Raw genomic sequence first — 17,897 nt, 5'->3', positions numbered from 1 at the left:
AGGGCAGTTGGCCTATCGGTCAAGGCAATTCGCAGACCGTGAGCGGTGATGAACCACACCCCCTTCTGCCCCACCCGCCCCAACTTTCCCTATCGAGATTTAGAAATTAAACCCACCTTCACAAAACAGCTATGGCATAATTCACACCACCTGCACACAGGGATGCGTATTACAGGCTTGCCTTTCTTGCTGAGGAGCCAACGCTGATGCGACATCTCAATTGACTCTCTTCAGGTGGTTTTGTGAACTCACTTCTTCTCGTCTTTATCGGACTCGCCATGATGGTGGCGGGCTACCTGCTGTACTCCCGCTTCCTTGCGTCGAAGGTGTATCAGCTCTCCGAGGGTTTCTCCACGCCCTCCCACACCATGGAGGACGGTGTCGACTACGTCCCTACTAACAAATACGTGCTGTGGGGCCATCACTTCACCTCGGTCGCGGGTGCTGCACCCATCATCGGCCCCGCCGTCGCCGTGATTTGGGGCTGGCTACCAGCCTTCCTCTGGGTCACGCTCGGCACGGTCTTCTTTGCCGGAATGCATGACCTGGGCGCGCTGTGGGCTTCCCAGCGCCACCGCGGACAGTCCATCGGCACGCTCTCTGGGCGCTATATCGGCGCCCGCGGGCGCGCGCTCTTCCTCGTCGTGATCTTCCTGCTGCTGCTCATGGTCAACGCGGCCTTCGCGGTGGTCATTTCCAACCTGCTGATTTCCACGCCCACCGCCGTCATCCCCACCTGGGGCGCCATCCTCGTCGCCCTGCTCATCGGCCAGGCCATCTACCGCTTCCGTTGGAACCTGACCATCGTCTCCATCGTGGGCGTCGCTGCCTTGTACGCGCTGATGATCATCGGTGACCGCGTCCCGCTGGCCCTGCCGGAAACCGTCCTGGGCATCCCGGACCGCGGCGTGTGGATCATCCTGCTCTTCGTCTACGCCTTCATCGCCTCCCTGCTGCCGGTGTGGGTCCTGTTGCAGCCGCGCGACTACATCAACGGCCTGCAGCTCTTCGTCGGCCTCATCATCCTCTACGGCTCCTTCCTTATCACCCGCCCCGAGGTTGTTGCACCGACCGTGTCGGATCACGTCCCTGACAACACACCAGGCATCTTCCCGCTGCTCTTCGTCACCATCGCCTGCGGCGCCGTCTCCGGCTTCCACGGCGTGGTGAGCTCCGGGACCTCTTCCAAGCAGCTGGATAAGGAAACCGACGCCCGCTTCGTCGGCTACTTCGGCGCCGTGGGCGAGGGCCTCCTCGCACTGGGCACCATCGTCGCCACCACATCCGGTTTCAAGACCGCCGCCGATTGGGAGGCCGTCTACAACGAGTGGAACGCCGGCGGCGTCGGCGCCTTCGTCCAGGGCGGCGGTGCCCTCATGAACGAAGGTTTGGGCATCCCCACCTCGCTCTCCGCCACCATCCTGGCCACCATGGCCGTGCTTTTTGCTGCGACGACGATGGACTCCGGTGTACGCCTGCAGCGCATGGTGGTCTCCGAGGCCGCCGAGCTCATGGGCATCAAGCTCAGCGGCCTGGTTGCCACCATCATCGCCGTCGGCTGCGCTTTGGGCCTGACCTTCTCCACCGGTGTCGACGGCTCCGGCGGCATGCTCATCTGGCCGCTCTTCGGCACCACCAACCAGCTCATGGCAGGCCTGACGCTGTCCATCATCGTGGTCATCCTCACCCAGCTGCGCCGCCCGACGTGGCCAGTGCTGCTCCCGTTGATTTTTGTTACCGTCATGTCTCTGTGGGCGGCGGTGCTGCAGCTCAAGACGCTGTTCCAGGCCGGAAACTGGCTGCTGCTCCTTATCGATGGCGTCATTATCGTCGCCGCCATCTGGGTCATCGCCGAAGCCATCGCCGCCATTTCCCGCGCCCGCAAGGCCCCGCAGGTGGTATGGAAGGACGAAGACATCGAGCCGCCCCTGCCGGTCAATGCTCGATAAACTAAAGGCCTTTGGGCGCGGTCTAGACGAGTTCTACTCCGCGCCCTATCGGCGTTCCTTCGCTAAGGCGCAGCAGGAGGAAGACGACCTCTTCATGCTGCTTATCCTCTCGGAGGCCCTCGGCCTGCCGAATCCGGCCAGCTACTACACCCTGGAGTTGCTGCCGCTGATGTACGAAGATTTCCACGCCTGGCACACGCGCATGGGCATGGAGCGCTCACCTTTGAACGGAATCTCATGTTGCTAGCCCCCGTCATGTTCTTCGGCGGCAAGGGCGGGGTGGGAAAGACCACGCTGGCCACCGCCACCGCGCTGCGCCTGTCCCAGGAAGGCAAGCGCGTGCTGCTGGTATCTACCGACCCGGCGCACAACCTGGGGCACATCTTTGGCACCGCGCTTTCCGACGTCCCCACTACCGTCCGCCCCCACTTAAGCGTCATCGAGATCGACCCGGCGCGGGCGACGGAGGAGCACCTAGAGGGCGTCGCCAAGCAAATGCGTCGTTTCATGCCAGAACGCCTCCACCGCGAGGTGGACCGCCACCTGGACCTGGCCCGGCACTCGCCCGGCACGCACGAGGCGGCGATGCTGGAGCGCATTGCGCAGCTCATCGAAGAGCAGCAGGATGGTGGAGGGTTTGAGCACATCATCTTCGATACCGCCCCCTCCGGGCACACCGCCCGACTCATGGCGCTGCCGGAAATCATGGCCGCGTATACCGATGGACTGCTCGCGCGGCGCGAGAAATCCGACAAGTTCGGCGCGGTGGTGCGCGGCATGACCTCAGCGGAGAAGGCCGTTTCCGCCAGCTCGCAGGACCCCGTGGACCGCCGCAACCAGGAGATACGGTCCACGCTGCTCAAGCGCCGCCGCCGCTTCGAGCGTTTGCGCGCCGTGCTTTCCGACGAAACCACCACGTCCTTCTTCCTCGTCCTCACCGCCGATCGCACCCCGGTGCTGGAAACCGCCGAGTTCTTCGCGGACCTGAGTTCCCATGGCGTGCACTGCGGTGGGCTGCTGGTCAACCGCCGCACTCCGGAAAGCACGGAAGAGTTTCTTCAACAGCGCCGCGCCTCGGAGGATGCGGCCCTCGCGCTGCTCGCGGAGAAGCTGCCGGGCCAGCCGGTGCACACCTTGCCCTGGCTGCCGCATGAGGTATCCACCCCCGAAGCGCTCGCTGCTCTGGCCGCCGAGCTCCCCTTCGGCAGCTAGTCGGCGGTGCGTGTCACGACGAAATCCTTGAAGTGCTCGACCGGCGGGGCATCATCGCCCTCCCGCCACACCAGCCCCAGCTCACGGTAGGCCGCGGGCTGCAGCGGGATGGGGTTGCGGGCTTTGAGGTACGGGTCATCGAGCGGCAGCAGCGCCGATCCCAGGCCAGCAGCCACGAGGCCGGCCACGGTGGTCAGCTCCATGGATTCGAAGATGAGGCGCGGGGTGAATCCGGCTTCGCTCGCCAGGGAATCCAGCAGCATACGCGTTCCGTAGCCGGGCAGCATGCCGATGAAGGGCTCCTCCCGAAAATCTTCCATGCGCACGCTGTCTTGTCCTGCCGCCCAATGCCCTTCCGGAACTGCGAGCCCGAGGCGCTGCAATTTAAGCTGGTGCCAGCCCACGGCCCCCGGGGTGGTGGGGCGGGGGCCAACGAGCGCGAGATCTGACTCCCCGGCCGCTACTCTCTCCACGAGCTCGCGCGCCGCGCCCTGGTGCAGGCGGATGTCCACGTGAGGGTGTTCGGCACGATAGGCCTTGAGCAGTTCCGGGACCATCCACGTGCCGAGGGAATGCATGAAGTCAAGGCGCACGGTACCGCGCTCCGGATCCATGAGGCGGGAAACGGCGTCGCGCGCGGCGGTCTCCGCCATGAGCATCCGCCGGGCATGCTCCACGAATGCCTGGCCGCGGGCATTGAGCCGCAGGCGCCGGCCGCTGCGCTCGAAGAGGCTGGCCCCCACCTCCGCCTCAATGCGCTGCACGCGGCGGGTTAGCGCGGATTGGGAGAGCCCGAGGGCGTCGGCAGCCGCGCCGACGAGGCCATGGTCGGCCACGGCGACGACGCCGCGCACATCCTCCAGATTCATGCACACCTCGCATGTTTTATGTAACTTTTAGACATTTTACACATAACCCGCGCTAGGCCATGCTTGATGCATGACCAGAACGCGGCGCGCCACCATTGCCATGCTCTTCGTGGGCTTGGCAATTTTTTCTTGCCTCTACCCCACCCAAGCCATGCTGCCCACCCTGGTGGAGGACATGGGCATGTCCCCCACGGAAGCCGCCATGACCATCTCCGCGGCCACAGGCGCGCTGGCTATCTGCGTGATCCCCGTGTCCATCATCTCCGAGCGCATCGGCCGTGGAAAGCTGTTGCTCGTTTCCACCATCGCGGCCACGCTCATCGGCATGCTCGTGCCGCTGGCGCCCAATCCGGAGATACTTATCGCCACCCGCGCGCTCCAGGGCGCCGTCATCGCCGGCGCACCCGCCACCGCCATGGCCTGGATCTCGGAGGAGCTGGAAAGCTCCTACGTCGCCCGTGCCATGGGGTTGTACATCGCCGGCACCACCATCGGTGGGCTCACCGGCCGCCTCATTCCCACCGGGCTGCTCGAGCTCACGTCCTGGCGCTGGGCGCTGGCGGGCTCTAGCCTGGTCACGCTGATTTTGGCTATCATCGCGGCGATCTTGCTGCCCTACCAACAGAACTTCACCCCGAAGGCGATTCACTTCCACTCGGAGCTGCGCGCCATCTTCCGCCATGCCCGGGACACCCGCCTCATCCCCTTATTCATCGTGGCCTTCGTGGCGATGGGCACCTTCGTGTCCCTCTATAACTTCCTGGCTTTTCGGCTCATCGACCACTTCCACCTCTCGCCGGGCTTGGCTGGCTTGGTCTTCCTCTTCTACCTCACCGGCACGTGGTCCTCGGCGCGCGCCGGCCGGCTGGTCACACAAGTGGGCCACGCCAACACCTTGCTGCTGTCCTGCCTGCTTTTTGCCGTGGGCATCGCGCTCTGTATGGGGTCACTGATCCCCACCCTGCTCGGCATCGTGCTCTTCACCATCGGCTTCTTCGCAGCGCACTCCACCGCGTCGGGCTGGGTGGGGCACATCGCCACCCACGACCGCGCGGAGGCCTCCAGCCTCTACGTCTTCTTCTATTACCTGGGCAGCTCCATCCTGGGCGCGCTGGCCGGCGTGCTCTTTGATTCCCTATCGTGGACCGGCTTCATCGCCGTCTACACCGCCCTCGCCACGGGTATCGCGGCACTGAGTTGGGTTGTGAGAAAAACCGGATAAAATCGTGTTTTATGGATAAGTGGTCGCCGCGCACATGGCACAGGAAAGCATCCCGCCCGGTCAGCCTATGGATGATGGTCTTTCTTCTCGCCGGCGCAACCCATACCCTTATCCCCAACTACCGGTGGGTCCTCATCCACCTCTTCACGCTAGGCATTCTCAGCAACAGCATCGTGGTATGGTCCCAGCACCTCACCGAAAAGTTCGTGCAGCTCAAAGTTCCGATGTCGGCCCGCCCTCGCCAGCTCGCGCGGATTTATCTGCAGAATGCCGGCGTTATCCTCACCCTCGTGGGCCAAATCCTCAGTGAATATTGGGGCCACCACTGGGTGCTTACACAGATAGGTGCCACGCTTGTCGCTCTTGCGGTGTCTTGGCATGGGTTGGTCCTCTTTGCTTTGTGGCGCCGCGCGGAATCCAAAAGGTTCCGCCCCGTCGTCGCAGCTTATGTGGCCTCGGCCTTCTTCCTTGCCGTGGGCGCTACTCTTGGCGCATTCCTCGCCACGCACCCTTCCCATCCGCGCCTGCTCATTGCACACGTTGCCGCCAATATCGGCGGTTTCGTCGGCCTCGCAGCCGCCGGTTCACTCACCATCTTGTTCCCATCTATCTGGCGCACCAAGGGAATCAACCCACACATGAGCCTGAGCTTCACGCTGTTGGCGCTGGGCGTGGTGACCACCGTGATCGGCAGCGCGTGGAATGTACCGCACGCGGGCCTGATCGTCTACTGCGTCGGCTGGGCGCTCAGCCTGCAGAGCTGGCTGCTCAATACCCTTAGCGTGTTCCGGGAACCACGCGGGCGCATCACCTTCCCGGCGCTTTCTGTGCTCTTTTCCTGCTTCTGGCTGCTCGGCGGTCTGGTGTATTACACCACCCAGCATTTCTTCTCCAGCGAGCCCCAGATTCCCATGCTCGCGCTCGTCGTGGGGTTTGGCGCCCAACTGCTCATCGGCGTCATGGGCTATATGCTGCCCACCACGATGGGCGGCGGCCCTTCAGCGGTGCGGGCTGGCCTGCGCGAATATAACCGCTGGGGGCTGGGGCGCTCGGTCTTTATCAACGGCGGACTTGCCCTCTGGCTGGCCACCTCCAGTTCCCTCACCATGGTTGCCGCCTCGCTGCTCTGCCTCGGTTCCATGGCCGTCCTCCCCATCCTCACCGCCCGCGCGGTCAAGGCCCAGAAAGCCGTGCTTCTCAAGAAGGCCGAAGGCCCAGCCCCAACGAGCACAACGGACTGGGACCAGGTGTGGGTGGCGCTTGCGGTGCTCATCATCCTCGGCGGACTCAGCCTCATCCTGTAGATCCCCAGACCTCGATCCCGCAACCTCCTGGTGGGCAGTGGGGCGTCGGCAAGCGCTTGGCGACGCCCACCTGCAGGTTGCGGGTTTGAGGTCTGGGGACTTGCAAACGGGAAGGCAGAAGAAGCTAGGGCTCGAGGGGAGGCACGCCCGGCGCGCCGTGAGACATCCACTCGCGGACGGCATGGGTCGCGCGCACATCGCCGGCGTTATAGCGCAGAATCTGCGCACGCGCGTCCGTGTCACCGGCGAGGGCGGCGCGGCGGGCGTTAACGGATTCTTCGCCGTCAAACTCTTCCGGCCATTCAAAGCCCGCGACCGGGGCCACGGTCTTCAGACCCAACCCCGCGGTGCCGGCGAAACTACGCTTGACGTGGACAAACATATCCACCCACTCCTCCGAGGAGATGAACTCTTCCACTTCCTGGAGGTTGGGGGTAGAAAAACGCTGCGCGGACCTGCGCATCCAATGGTTCTCCCCGTGGGCGGAGTAGCAATACGCCGCAAAGGTCTTTCCCGCCGCATGTGCGTCAGCGCGCACTCCCATGAGCCACTCCCAAAACTCGGCGAAATTCTCTGCTTCCGCCCGGCCGCCGAGCGGCTCCCACGTGGCAAAAGAGTGATACTCACCGTCCAGGAGTGCACCCCACAGGTAGGCGCCTTGATCCAGGTAGGCCTCCATATCGACGTCGACTTCCACATCCGCGCGAGGAACGCTGACCTGCCCGCGGCGCAGCAGGGGAATACCTTCGCGCCAGGCGGCGGCGAGGGCGGAGGGGGCGCCGAGGGAGGCGTCGATAAGCCCTTGCACCGTTGTGATACCGCGCTCGCGGTAGGGGTTGGCGCGGTCGCCCGGCAGGAAAAGGGAAATGTCATCGCGGGCTTCCAGCTCTTCCCGGCACAAGGGCCAAAAGCGGCAGGAGGCGCACTCCTTAACGCGGCGCGGGCCCGCGGGCAGCGGTTGCGCCAGTGCCTCATCGATGGCAAAACGCGAGGTATCCGTGACAAAAGCCTGGCTGCGGTCCTGCCCAATCGCCGCGCCCCTGCCAGAATTCAGCCCCACTTCTTCCAAGCCCCGGGCTGCCAGCGCCAAACGGTAGCCGTCGATGGCGTGATGCCGAATCTTGTATTTTGCCGGCAAGGGCTCGCTCAACCCCAAGCGGTGGGTCGGCACGACGAGCGCACACGAGGCCTCATGCCGGCGCGCCACGCGGTGATCGGAGACGATGACAGGGCTATACATTTCGCCGTCCCGAACGAGGAGCTCCACGCGCACCATCCACTCTTCGGTGGAAAAGACGGCGTTGGTGATGTGCGTATACCCACGAGCTAGAGCCTCCAACGTGGCCAGGGCCCGCTCGAAGTCGCTACCCTCCAGGTCAATGCGGCGAAAACGGCCCGGCCCCTTGGCGGGAAGGCGGCTCAAGGCGGCATCGATGGCCGCGGCATGGCGTTCCGCACGGGCCTGACTTACCGCGGTACGTGGGATCTCGGGATGCGCGCGGCGCTGCACCAAGCGATAACGGCAGCCCACAAGATCCGTGGCGACGAGCACATCCTTCACAGCAGGTGAGCTTAGTAGACCACCTTGCTAGAGTTGTAGCGAGACCCTAAGGAAGAATAATTTAAGGACGTTTCAATGGGCATTATGAAGAAGATCCGCAAGGCCCGCCGTGAGGCCCGTGCTGAGGTTAAGGCCGCCAAGACCCGTGTAAAGGCAGAGGTCAAGGCCGCTGATAAGGCCAAGCACCGTCAGCAAAAGCTGTTGGCTAAGCAGGAGAAGGCGCTTATCAAGTCTGAGGAAAAGGGCCTGAAGAATCGCCGCAAGCACGAATACAAAATGGCCAAGAAGGAACTCGAACGCATTAAAGAAGGCCGTTTAAATAAGGGCAACGTCAAGCGCTATGCCGGCGCCCTGCGCACCGCCGCACCTCTTCTTTTGCCCCTGATTTACCGCGGCATCACCGTTGCCCAGCGCGAGGTTGAGAAGAAGCGTGCGCACAAGGCTGGCGTCAGCGCTGAACAGCTGGCCTCCTTCTCCGGCCACGGCGCACCGCTAAAGGCGCGCACCGCCGGCATCCGCAACTCCCTGAAGGACGCCCAGCTGCCCGCCGGCTTTAAGCGCGACGTCAAGGAGCGGCTCAACGAGCTCGATTCCGCAATCGACAATGCGGAATACATGACTGAGCAGCAGCGCCAGCGCGCACACCGCTCCATCTCCGGCGAGATTGATTCCCTCAACGATGAGATCCAGTCCAAGCTGGGCGCATAACCCTTCGCACCACAGCTTCCAGCCTTCGATCCCCACTTTTCCCGCCTCCTAACAAGGGCGAGAAAGCGGATCGGAGGCTTTTTCTTTCGGGTTTAAAATCAGCCTTTGTTACCGGCCAGAATATTGCTTCTCCTTGCGCCCCTTAACTGTGTCGCAGACGTGGTTTTGCTCTATAGTCAATAACAAGAGAAGGTTCTTTTAATGACTTTCTCTTTAAGCCGTTAAGTTACTTAAAGTTTAGGCTTCCGCTCTTGTGGTGAACGATGAAGGAAGCCCAAACACAGCGCGATCAGATTACAGACAGATCGAATGGAGAATCATGGCACGCCGCGAAATCACCCAGTTTTTTGACGACATTGATAACAAGCCCCTCAGCGAGGAAGAGCTGATTGTCATCCGCTTCAGCGTTGACGGTAAGGACTATCTCCTCGACGTTTCCCAGGAGAATGCCGATAAATTCCACGCCGCACTGGAGCCTTTCGTAAAGGCCGCCCGTCACCCGGTGAAGAAGGACACCCGCCGCTACAAGCCGGCCGATGTCCGCGCCTGGGCCGCCCAGCACGGCTACCAGGTGGCCGAGCGCGGCAAGATCCCCAACGACGTCATCCTCGCCTACCGCGACGCCAACAACCTCTAAAGAACGCCCTGCTCGCGGGCGGCCGCCACGGCCGACGTGCGCGAGCGCACCCCTAATTTGTCGTAGATGTGGACGAGGTGAGACTTCACCGTCGCCTCCGAAAGCATCAGCTCCACACCGATCTCCCGGTTGGAGGATCCCGCCGCGACCAGCTTCAGTACTTCCAGCTCGCGCGGGGTAAGAGAGGTGCGCGGCGTGCGCACGCGGGTCATCAGCTTATCGGCCACCACCGGCGAGAGCGCCGAATCACCGTCGGCCGCCGAGCGCACCGCCGCGAGCAGCTCCACCGGCGGCGCATCCTTCAGCAAATAGCCCACCGCTCCGGCCTCAATCGCCCCGAGAATGTCCGCGTCAGTGTCGTAATTGGTCACCACGAGCACCTTGGGCGGATTCTCCATGGAGTAGCGGATGGCGGCAGTCGCCTCCGCGCCGCCCATGACGCGGGTACCTTCAATCCCCGCTCCGAAACGCAGATCCATGAGGAGGACGTCAATGCCACCTGCCTGCGCTGCGGAGACGGCGGCTTCGGCGGTAGCTACCTCACCCACCACCTCGATATCCTCAGCCCCCTCGAGCACCGAGCGTAGACCTAGGCGTACGATCTCGTGGTCGTCGGCAAGCAAGACCCTAATCACGGGCTTCCTCCTCATTGGTACGGTGTGGACAAATTCCTAATCTACATCGTTATGTAAGGGCACACTAACTGAGACCGCCGTACCGCTGCCTGGCGTGGATTCAATCACGACCTCTCCACCAAGTTCCTCAGCACGCCTGCGCATCGCCGATAGACCAATATGCCCCAACCCCGCCGGCTTATTCTCCACTGCCTCGACATCAAAGCCCTCTCCATTGTCCACCACGTCCACGCGCACCTCATCCGGCGCATAGGTTACCGTCACCCGTGCCTTGCTGGCGTGGGCATGCTTGACGACGTTCCCCATCGCCCCCTGCGCAATCCGCAACAGTGCTGCTTCCACCTTCATGGGAAGTTGCTGGACATCGCCTTCAACGTCCACGGAAACATCAACCCCACCGGTTGCCGCGAAGTTATCCGCCATCCTGGTCATAGCTGACTCCAGGGAGGTTTCTGATAACGCCGCCGGCTGGAGTGCTGCGATCATGGCACGCGCCTCGTGGAGGTTATCCGCCGCGGTGCGCCGGGCGAGCTCAATGCGCTCCTGCGCCTTAGGGATATTCTCCTGGGCCAGGTCGCGGTCAGCGGCGTGCAGAAGCATCTGGATGGAGGACAGGCCCTGTGCCAGAGTGTCGTGGATTTCGTGGGCGATGCGCTGGCGCTCGGCTGTCATACCGGCCGTGCGCTCGGACTCCACAAGTTGCGAACGGGTCTTCACCAATTCTTGGTTCATACGGCTCAGCGCCCGGAAGGCATAGGTGATAGCGATCGTCACCAGGGCCGATACCGCTGGGCCCATGACGCCGCCGAAGGACAGCCCGCCCGGTACCTGCACCAGCACGGTCATCACCGTGGCCGCGATAACGCAGATGACGCCGGGGATCATCTCCAGTACGTAGAGGTACACAAAGTACAGGGAAAACACGAGGTAGATGGCCGCAGGCGCCACAGCCAAGTCGGCAAGCCACAATACCGTGAGGATGACTATCCAGCCATAACGCGCGATGCGCGGCAGCGTCTCCAAGTAGGCTGAGCCCCCGAAGTACACCACGGCGAAAGAAACCAAGAGCAGCAGGTTGAGCACGCCCTGCCACAGAGGTAGGCGCACCGTGGTAAAAATCGCCACCACCAGCAGCGTCGCCGTCAGGACGTGGATACCGTTGCGCAGGGCATCCGATTCAACCGAGCGCTGGTCTAGTGTGGACGTCATGCGCCACAGCCTACTTCCCCCGCTTGCCGCCTGCCTGATCGGCATCGGCTTCGCCGCCGCGGGGTGCTCGGATGCAGACGACCCCACCCCCAGCACCCCGGCCGCAAGCCCTGCGCCACCCACCGACGCAGGCGATGGCCTGCCCATCGACGCCACAGCGGAGGTCAGCGACTGGGAAGACTGCCCCTATCTGGATACCCAATGGGTGGCCGATACGAACGGGCAGAGGATGACCCGGTGGGGCGTCGACAAGCGCTTTGGCACCCCCGCCTGTGTGTTCTGGTCCTACCCCGAGGAGCCACAAGTCACCGTCCTCATCCGCCAGATGCCCAGCGTGGAGGAAGCGCGCGCGGTCGTGGACTGGGCCGCCCCTGTCGAGGACACGGAGCTTGCCGAATTCGATGGCTGGTCGGGCGGGCGCGGCGTCTTTGAGGATCACTCGGTCTTCGCCGTGCAGAAGGACAACCACGCCGTGGTGGTGTGGTCGAACCAGCTGCAAACGCTCAAGCCCCAGCTCATAGCGCAGGAAGCGATCAACCGTTTAGGCCTATAAGGACTAAACGTATAAGGCCTAAGCATTTAATGGTCTAAACGGCAACGTCGTTATAGGGCATCTGCGCTGCTACCCAGGGAAACACAACCTCCATGAGCAGGAGGAAAACCCCCACGGCAAGAGCCAACGCCAGCACGGCTTTTACCGCGGTGGGGCCGGGCAACAGGTTCCACAGTGCGCGATACATTAGTTCTCCTCCAAGACGGCGGGGCGGTCATTGTCATCTGAGCCGGGCTTCTTAGCCTCCCGGTCGGTCTCCATGGCGTGCACGATCATGCGTTCCGCATTGGAGAACTGCGGATGGCACGTCGTGAGTGTAAGCAAGGATTCGCTGGGCTCAACGCCCTCCGCTCCGGGAACAGGTTGGAGCACGCTCACATCACCCGGCAGCGTGATGTGGCGGCCTTGAATGGGCTGGTACTCCGGCTTGGCTTGCTGCTCTGGGCTGAAGCACTCCCCCGGGGAACCGTCGATAGGCAGCACGCGGTAGGTGATCCACTCCGTCGCAGTTTCGATGACGATGGCGTCGCAGGTGTGCAGGTTACCCAAGTCATTAAAGGGCGCGCCCTTGCCCACGCGGTGTCCGGCCACCGCAAAGTTGCCCGGCTCACCGGGCATCTGCGTGTCGGTGTAGCGCCCCGGTCCGCGCAGCAAATCATCCTCGTTGGTGCCTTCGAGGACCGCGAAGGCGAAGTCCGAGCCGAAGGCAGGGATATAGAGGCGTGCAAATGCCTCACCGAGCTGCGGGGCATGGCCAGCGCCGCGCGGATTGTGCCACTCCTCCTGTAGCGTCTCGTTGGCTTCGTCCTGTAGCTTGCCGGAGGCGATGTTGGTCCAGTAGGACTCGTAAAAAGCAAAGAGCAGCAGCAGCACGCCGGCCGTCAGCATCAGCTCACCGATGACGGAGCCGACGGTCGTTCGCGTGCGTGCGGTGGGGTGGGGCATACTCACTACCCTAGCCTCCCTGTAACGTGTAAGTGCCCCACCACCCTGCAGAAAGAGGAGTAGGCGATGATCGAAATCTTCATGTATCCGGTCTCCGGAATCATGAAACTCTGGCACCTCCTGTTAGGCGCTTTCTTCTCCGGCTCCATGGCATGGATCCTCACCATCGTCTTCCTCGTGCTGACGGTCCGCGGGTTCATCGCACCGCTGAACTGGCTTTCCGTGAAGCAAGGCCGCATCGGAGCCCTCATGCGCCCAGAGATGACTGAGCTCAACGCGCAGCTCGCTCGGGCCGACACCGTCGATGAAGCCGTCGCCGTCCTTACGCAGCAGCGCGATCTCAAGAAGCGCTTTCAGCACAACCCGCTGGTGGGTTGCTTCCCAGCCTTCCTCATCATTCCCGCCTTTATTGGCCTCTACCAGGTGGTGCTCCGCGTCTCCGGTTCCACACATGAGCCGGTGGGAATGCTCACGCTAGACGACGTCTCCTCTTTCCGCGCCTCCACCGTCTTCGGCGTTCCCCTCACCGATTTCGCCCGCGAGCACCGTGACTTGGTCCTGCCCATGCTCATCGCGGCACTCGTGTTTACCTCCCTCAACACGCTCATTACGCTCTACCGCGGCTACCTCACCACGCTTTTCGACGAAAAGATCCCTCGCCGCTTGCTGTGGTTTATGGCCCTCATGGTGGTTCTTATCCCGTGGATGTTGTGGATGGTGGCCTGGCACGGCCCCATCCCCGTGACCATCATCTTCTACTGGGGTTGTTCCTACCTCTTCACCCTGCTACAGACGGGCGTGTACGAAATTATTCTGCGCAAGCGCTACCCGCTGCCGGAGGCCGTCCACGAGCAGCGCCGCGCCAGCATCCAGCGCTGGCGCACCAAGGAGAAGAAGCGGGAAAAGAAAGCGGCCAAGCAGCGGCTCAAAGAGGAGCCGGGGCACAAGGAAGAGCTCGCCGCTAACCGCAAGCGCCACTCGGAGATCGTGGCGGAGGCACGAAAAATTGTTAAATCGAATAGTCGGCAGGAGGAGCCGACAGAAGCCGAATAGCCAGCTGCTTGGCTGTTACGAGCGGGGCGACGTCGCGGGTAAGGCGTGCGCCGGCAAGCCCGCCATCAAGGAAGATGAGAATTTCGCTAGCCTGCTCCTCTGAGGGGTAGCCATTCTTAGTGTTGAGGAGTGCTGTGACCGTGGAATGCATCCACGTGCGGTGCTCAACGCAGGCGGCCACGATGCCGCGCTCGGCATCAGTTTCTGGCCGCGGATACTCGCCCGCAGCGTTGAGGAAGTGCGAGCCCCTGAATTCTATGGAGGGCTGCTCCTCGATGGCCTTGTCGAAGAAGGCCAGGATCTTGCTTTCCGGGTCTGTCGCGTCCTCGGTGCGCTTTTGCCAATCGGCGCGGTATTCCTCATCAAGGGCCTCAACGTACGCGATAACGAGGGCGTCCTTAGAGCCGAAGAGGGAGTACAGCGATGCCTTAGCGACGTCCGCCTCACGCAGGATGCGGTCGATGCCGATGACGCGGATTCCTTCGGTGGTAAAGAGCCGCGTGGCGGATTCGAGCAGTCGGCTGCGCGGACTCGGACGATTGCGTCGCGACTTCTTTTCGGCCATTTCTTCTCCTCACATGACAAAACCGGTTCATCTACACAATATAGACAAACCGGTATGTATGCGAATTATTATTTCTTGCGGCCCGTAATGGCTCCCACAATCCACAGCAGGATACAGGCGCCGACCGTTGCCGTAATAATCATCAGGAACCAGCTATCACCAACACTCTTATTAAAGAGCGCAAGCAAGCCGCCACCAATCAAGCCGCCGATAACACCAACAATGAGGTTAGTGAACAGCCCCTGATCGCGCTTCATAATCTTCTCAGCGAGCCAGCCCGCAATGATGCCGACAACAATCGAACCAAAGAAACCGAGACCAAGTCCCATGTCACTCTCTCCTTCTCATAACAGTAAATAGCTTTTATTTACGTGCTCCCCACCGTACGCCTTAAAACACCAAAACGACCCGGGCCCACCATATATCCAATAAATGGGCCCGAATCGTTATTACGGGGTTATGCGAAGGTTACTCGGAGTCCGGACGAACCACCATCATCGGGCACGGTGCGGACTGCAGTAGCGCGCGGGAGGTCGATCCAAGCAGCATGCCCTTGAAGCCACCACGGCCGTGGGAACCCACGACGAGAAGCTGGGCGCCCTCAGAAGCCTCTGCCAGCGCACGGACCGGACGGTCGCGGGCAATAACCTTCTTGACCTGTACCTCCGGGTACTTTTCTTGGAATTCAGCGAGGCGCTCGGTCAGCAGCTCTGCCTGCTCCTTCTCCACCTCAGCCCACTCGGCCTGCGCAGCGGAGAGGCCGGCCAGAGAAGCCTGCACCTGCATATCCATCCAGGTGTGAACGGCAATGAGCTCCGCGCCGCGGGCATCGGCTTCCTTGAAGGCGTAATCGGTTGCCTTCTGGGAAACCTCGGAACCATCGACGCCGATGACAACCGGACCGTACTTGGTGGACTCAGTGACGTGGTTATCTTCACGGACTACAACCACCGGGCAGGATGCGTGGGAGACGACGGATGCGGACACCGAGCCCATCACCATGCCGGAGAGACCACCCATACCGCGGGAGCCCATGACAATCATGGTGACGTCCTTGGACATCTCCAGCAGCATGTCAATCGGGGAGCCCTCAGCCACGGTGTGGCCAATCTTCAGATCCGGGGCAACCTTGTGGGCCTCGGCGCGGGCATCCTCGATCTTCTCTAGGGTTTCCGCCTGGAGGTCATCAAAAAGCTCCTTCGGCGGAACCATGCCTTCGGCGTAGAGGAACTGCGGCATCGTATAGCTCGATGCGATACGCAGCGGGATACCCCGCTTTACCGCGGTATTAGCAGCCCAGCGGACGGCGTTCTTCGACGCTTCCGAACCATCAACGGCTACGACGACAATGTCTTCCTTTGCCATGACCTTTCCTTTCGAAGTGCTTACACTTCCAGTCTAATACCTATTACTAGACCTGTGGGGTGGTAGCAGCGTCCGCGTTGGCGGGGAAGAGGATGTTGTAGGCGGCCACGACAATGTCACGGATGACGGCACCGATACCATTAGAGAAGAAATCGATGACGGGTGCGAGAATAGAGTTAAAATCCATGGGTCAAAGAATATCGCAAAAAAGGCGTGGCGCAACACCACTTCCTATCCGTGATGGGCTAAACCCCACCCACGCCCGCGTGCCTGAAGGTCCGATTACCGCGTGGAACTTCGTTCACCACCTCATCGTCACTCAGCGCCACCGTCACCCCGGCGACAACGAGGCCGCGCTACAGGCCCGCTTCGACGCAGACGAAGTTGTGCGCCAAGATGGTTCCCCTCTTCGCCCTGATAGTATTCTCGCCACCAACGCAATGGTGTACTTCTACCGCATGCCGGCTCCCGAAACTCCCGTCCCATACGACATACCAATCCTCTTTGAGGACGAGCACCTCCTAGTGGTGGATAAGCCGCCCTTCATGGCCACCATGCCCCGCGCCCGGCACATCACAGAGACTGCAACCGTGCGCCTGCGTCGGATGACGGGAAACAACGAGCTATCTCCCGCGCATCGTCTCGACCGGCTTACCTCCGGCATCCTCGTCTTTACGAAGGGCCGCTCCGTCCGGGGCGCCTACCAAACGTTGTTTGCCGAGCGCCGCGTAAACAAGACCTACGAGGCCATCGCGCCGCTTGCCGACGTCTCCCCAGGCACCATTTGGCGCTCCCGTATGGAGAAGACCCCGGGGGAGCTGCAAGGCCGCATCGTCGAGGGGGAAGTCAATGCCATCACCGAGGTCGCCGGCGTGGAGCCGGTAGATAAGGCCCCCTACGAGTCCATCCACGGTTCACTACCAGAGCTCGCGAAGTACACCTTGAAGCCGCAGACCGGAAAGACGCATCAACTCCGATTGCACATGCTTCAGGCTGGCATACCCATTATTGGGGACCCCATCTACCCCGTCATCTACCCGGCAGAAGCCGAAGACATGCGAATTCCCATGCACTTGACGGCGACGCACATTTCTTTTACCGACCCCGTAACCGGCTATACCCGTGAGTTTCACTCGCAATTACCCCTACATACCCATAATCTTCTTCGCCCGTAGTTTTGGCTCCAAACCCCATGACGGCTGAGCCAGGCAATACTGCTGCCAAAGAATGGGGACGGAATTAGAACGTGCCATTGACATCTTGGTCCGATAGCCTAGGACACCCCTATACTTCCCTATCCGAAAGGAACTGACACGATGAAGAAGCCCCTAGCTATCATCGGTGCCGCTGCACTTATGCTCACGGCAAGCCCCACAGCGACCGCTGAGGACGGGCTAGTGAACAACGCTCGACAAGGATCGTCCACCGATCTCAATGAACTCGTCGTCGACTCCCCCTTCTACGACATTATCGCTATTCCAGTCACGCTCTCATCGCTCGCCCTTTCGTTCCTGGGCGTCCCTCAGTGCGGTTTGCACGACACCCGCGGTTGCGAGAAGGGCTAAGTACCACCGTCACCAAAGACAGCGCCTGTTCCTGTTTCCTGTAGATTTGGCCTTCGGCCCGCTTTTGCTGCGGCTGGGGGCTATTTTTGTTGTTCTCTACGAGGCAAACCCATCACTTGGGCGATGCGCCTAGGTTCAAGAATGCTGTAGCCTGCAAATGGTCCGGGGATGAGTGTCCTCAGCCGGCAAAGCTGTGTTGCTTGTTTGGGCGGCGGTGGATTCTTTGTGCTTGAGATAATTAGCGCGTATGACTCGTGCTCGGATCCGTTGCGGTCTATAAGCGCAGACGTGGAGACGTGGATGTGCAGCACGCAGGTCTGTGTTTTCGGGTTTGTGCTTTTGGGTTTTCTAGATGTCGCTTCCGGCTGCCGGATATGGCAGCACTGCTGTGCGACTGGCTTAGGTTGCCTTCAACGACACGTATACTCGCCCCCAGTGTTGCTTGGGGTGCGATGCGAAGGCCCGAAAACGCACCAAGAGCCTAGACATGGTGTGTCTAGGCTCTTGGTGAGATATATTTAGTTGTTTGTTTTGTTTGGTGTCGG

Annotated in this window: 21 protein-coding genes; 11 read left to right on the top strand and 10 right to left on the bottom strand. The window is 61.6% G+C overall.

Translation table 11 applies throughout. The features are described 5' to 3' along the window. The first annotated feature begins 242 nt into the window (after positions 1 to 242). Genes HMPREF2565_RS00420 through HMPREF2565_RS00410 form a run of 3 tightly spaced genes read left to right on the top strand, consistent with a single transcriptional unit; the run spans position 243 to position 3,161 of the window. A complete protein-coding gene (locus HMPREF2565_RS00420) occupies positions 243 to 1,949 on the top strand; it encodes a carbon starvation CstA family protein (protein WP_070545105.1) in 1,707 nt (568 codons plus the stop codon). Beyond that, entirely contained in the window at positions 1,939 to 2,196 is a 258-nt protein-coding gene (locus HMPREF2565_RS00415) for a cory-CC-star protein (RefSeq protein WP_046647629.1), read from the top strand. Before HMPREF2565_RS00420 ends, HMPREF2565_RS00415 begins: the two co-directional genes overlap by 11 nt. Then, positions 2,187 to 3,161 (top strand): ArsA family ATPase, encoded by a 975-nt coding sequence (locus tag HMPREF2565_RS00410; protein WP_070510870.1) that lies wholly within the window; start codon positions 2,187 to 2,189, stop codon positions 3,159 to 3,161. Before HMPREF2565_RS00415 ends, HMPREF2565_RS00410 begins: the two co-directional genes overlap by 10 nt. Here the strand turns inward: HMPREF2565_RS00410 and HMPREF2565_RS00405 are convergent. Then, on the bottom strand, positions 3,158 to 4,030 hold the full coding sequence (locus tag HMPREF2565_RS00405) for a LysR family transcriptional regulator (protein WP_070545103.1): 873 nt from the start codon (positions 4,028 to 4,030) through the stop codon (positions 3,158 to 3,160). The two genes, HMPREF2565_RS00410 and HMPREF2565_RS00405, sit on opposite strands and share 4 nt — an antisense overlap. A 70-nt stretch (positions 4,031 to 4,100) precedes the next feature. Here HMPREF2565_RS00405 and HMPREF2565_RS00400 point away from each other — a divergent pair, with 70 nt between their 5' ends. Both HMPREF2565_RS00400 and HMPREF2565_RS00395 read left to right on the top strand, forming a co-directional pair. Continuing rightward, entirely contained in the window at positions 4,101 to 5,252 is a 1,152-nt protein-coding gene (locus tag HMPREF2565_RS00400; RefSeq protein WP_071406708.1) for an MFS transporter, read from the top strand. Between the two features lie 11 nt (positions 5,253 to 5,263). After that, positions 5,264 to 6,556 (top strand): copper oxidase, encoded by a 1,293-nt coding sequence (locus HMPREF2565_RS00395; RefSeq protein ID WP_071406707.1) that lies wholly within the window; start codon positions 5,264 to 5,266, stop codon positions 6,554 to 6,556. Between the two features lie 124 nt (positions 6,557 to 6,680). On the opposite strand, the gene HMPREF2565_RS00390 is transcribed toward HMPREF2565_RS00395, so the two are convergent. Next, positions 6,681 to 8,117, bottom strand: coding sequence for a TM0106 family RecB-like putative nuclease (locus HMPREF2565_RS00390; RefSeq protein ID WP_198531142.1), 1,437 nt, complete (start codon positions 8,115 to 8,117; stop codon positions 6,681 to 6,683). A gap of 75 nt (positions 8,118 to 8,192) precedes the next feature. Here HMPREF2565_RS00390 and HMPREF2565_RS00385 point away from each other — a divergent pair, with 75 nt between their 5' ends. Together HMPREF2565_RS00385 and HMPREF2565_RS00380 are read left to right on the top strand one after the other, a co-directional pair. After that, positions 8,193 to 8,825, top strand: a complete 633-nt coding sequence (locus HMPREF2565_RS00385; protein WP_070682181.1) for a DUF6474 family protein — start codon at positions 8,193 to 8,195, stop codon at positions 8,823 to 8,825. A 319-nt stretch (positions 8,826 to 9,144) separates the two neighbouring features. Further along, entirely contained in the window at positions 9,145 to 9,462 is a 318-nt protein-coding gene (locus HMPREF2565_RS00380; RefSeq protein ID WP_049154631.1) for a histone-like nucleoid-structuring protein Lsr2, read from the top strand. On the opposite strand, the gene HMPREF2565_RS00375 is transcribed toward HMPREF2565_RS00380, so the two are convergent. Further along, on the bottom strand, positions 9,459 to 10,097 hold the full coding sequence (locus HMPREF2565_RS00375; RefSeq protein ID WP_046647640.1) for a LuxR C-terminal-related transcriptional regulator: 639 nt from the start codon (positions 10,095 to 10,097) through the stop codon (positions 9,459 to 9,461). The genes HMPREF2565_RS00380 and HMPREF2565_RS00375 overlap by 4 nt on opposite strands. A gap of 36 nt (positions 10,098 to 10,133) precedes the next feature. Then, positions 10,134 to 11,306: a sensor histidine kinase gene (locus tag HMPREF2565_RS00370; RefSeq protein ID WP_070702269.1), complete on the bottom strand. Its 1,173-nt coding sequence runs from the start codon at positions 11,304 to 11,306 to the stop codon at positions 10,134 to 10,136. On the opposite strand from HMPREF2565_RS00370, the gene HMPREF2565_RS00365 reads away from it, so the two are divergent. Beyond that, on the top strand, positions 11,305 to 11,859 hold the full coding sequence (locus HMPREF2565_RS00365; RefSeq protein WP_070510855.1) for a DUF2020 domain-containing protein: 555 nt from the start codon (positions 11,305 to 11,307) through the stop codon (positions 11,857 to 11,859). The genes HMPREF2565_RS00370 and HMPREF2565_RS00365 overlap by 2 nt on opposite strands. A 34-nt stretch (positions 11,860 to 11,893) precedes the next feature. On the opposite strand, the gene HMPREF2565_RS13855 is transcribed toward HMPREF2565_RS00365, so the two are convergent. Both HMPREF2565_RS13855 and HMPREF2565_RS00360 read right to left on the bottom strand, forming a co-directional pair. Beyond that, complete coding sequence (locus HMPREF2565_RS13855; RefSeq protein WP_168162646.1) at positions 11,894 to 12,046, bottom strand: hypothetical protein; 153 nt, start codon at positions 12,044 to 12,046, stop codon at positions 11,894 to 11,896. Then, positions 12,046 to 12,804: a class E sortase gene (locus HMPREF2565_RS00360; protein ID WP_071406706.1), complete on the bottom strand. Its 759-nt coding sequence runs from the start codon at positions 12,802 to 12,804 to the stop codon at positions 12,046 to 12,048. The genes HMPREF2565_RS13855 and HMPREF2565_RS00360 overlap by 1 nt, the downstream gene beginning before the upstream one ends. Before the next feature lie 66 nt (positions 12,805 to 12,870). Here HMPREF2565_RS00360 and yidC point away from each other — a divergent pair, with 66 nt between their 5' ends. After that, positions 12,871 to 13,857: a membrane protein insertase YidC gene (gene yidC / locus HMPREF2565_RS00355; protein WP_071406705.1), complete on the top strand. Its 987-nt coding sequence runs from the start codon at positions 12,871 to 12,873 to the stop codon at positions 13,855 to 13,857. Here yidC and HMPREF2565_RS00350 read toward each other — a convergent pair. The 4 genes from HMPREF2565_RS00350 to HMPREF2565_RS13850 form a co-directional block, all read right to left on the bottom strand. Further along, entirely contained in the window at positions 13,814 to 14,422 is a 609-nt protein-coding gene (locus tag HMPREF2565_RS00350; protein ID WP_071406704.1) for a TetR/AcrR family transcriptional regulator, read from the bottom strand. The two genes, yidC and HMPREF2565_RS00350, sit on opposite strands and share 44 nt — an antisense overlap. A 68-nt stretch (positions 14,423 to 14,490) precedes the next feature. Continuing rightward, a complete protein-coding gene (locus HMPREF2565_RS00345) occupies positions 14,491 to 14,751 on the bottom strand; it encodes a GlsB/YeaQ/YmgE family stress response membrane protein (RefSeq protein WP_010188457.1) in 261 nt (86 codons plus the stop codon). Positions 14,752 to 14,890: 139 nt separating this feature from the next. Beyond that, a complete protein-coding gene (locus HMPREF2565_RS00340; RefSeq protein ID WP_046647652.1) occupies positions 14,891 to 15,787 on the bottom strand; it encodes a universal stress protein in 897 nt (298 codons plus the stop codon). A 46-nt stretch (positions 15,788 to 15,833) separates the two neighbouring features. Next, positions 15,834 to 15,974 (bottom strand): hypothetical protein, encoded by a 141-nt coding sequence (locus HMPREF2565_RS13850; protein WP_168160887.1) that lies wholly within the window; start codon positions 15,972 to 15,974, stop codon positions 15,834 to 15,836. Here HMPREF2565_RS13850 and HMPREF2565_RS00335 point away from each other — a divergent pair. Both HMPREF2565_RS00335 and HMPREF2565_RS00330 read left to right on the top strand, forming a co-directional pair. Next, positions 15,910 to 16,962 carry a pseudouridine synthase gene (locus HMPREF2565_RS00335; protein ID WP_084738695.1) on the top strand — a complete coding sequence of 351 codons (1,053 nt, stop codon included), beginning with the start codon at positions 15,910 to 15,912 and terminating at the stop codon, positions 16,960 to 16,962. The two genes, HMPREF2565_RS13850 and HMPREF2565_RS00335, sit on opposite strands and share 65 nt — an antisense overlap. 141 nt (positions 16,963 to 17,103) lie before the next feature. Next, entirely contained in the window at positions 17,104 to 17,352 is a 249-nt protein-coding gene (locus HMPREF2565_RS00330; protein ID WP_071406702.1) for a hypothetical protein, read from the top strand. The last annotated feature ends 545 nt before the right edge of the window (positions 17,353 to 17,897 follow it).

The sequence above is a fragment of the Corynebacterium sp. HMSC072A04 genome, from assembly GCF_001809235.1.
Taxonomy (GTDB): Bacteria; Actinomycetota; Actinomycetes; order Mycobacteriales; family Mycobacteriaceae; genus Corynebacterium; species Corynebacterium hiratae.
The sequence above is the reverse complement of the archived record's forward strand: the minus strand, read 5'-3'. Positions and strand labels throughout refer to the sequence as shown.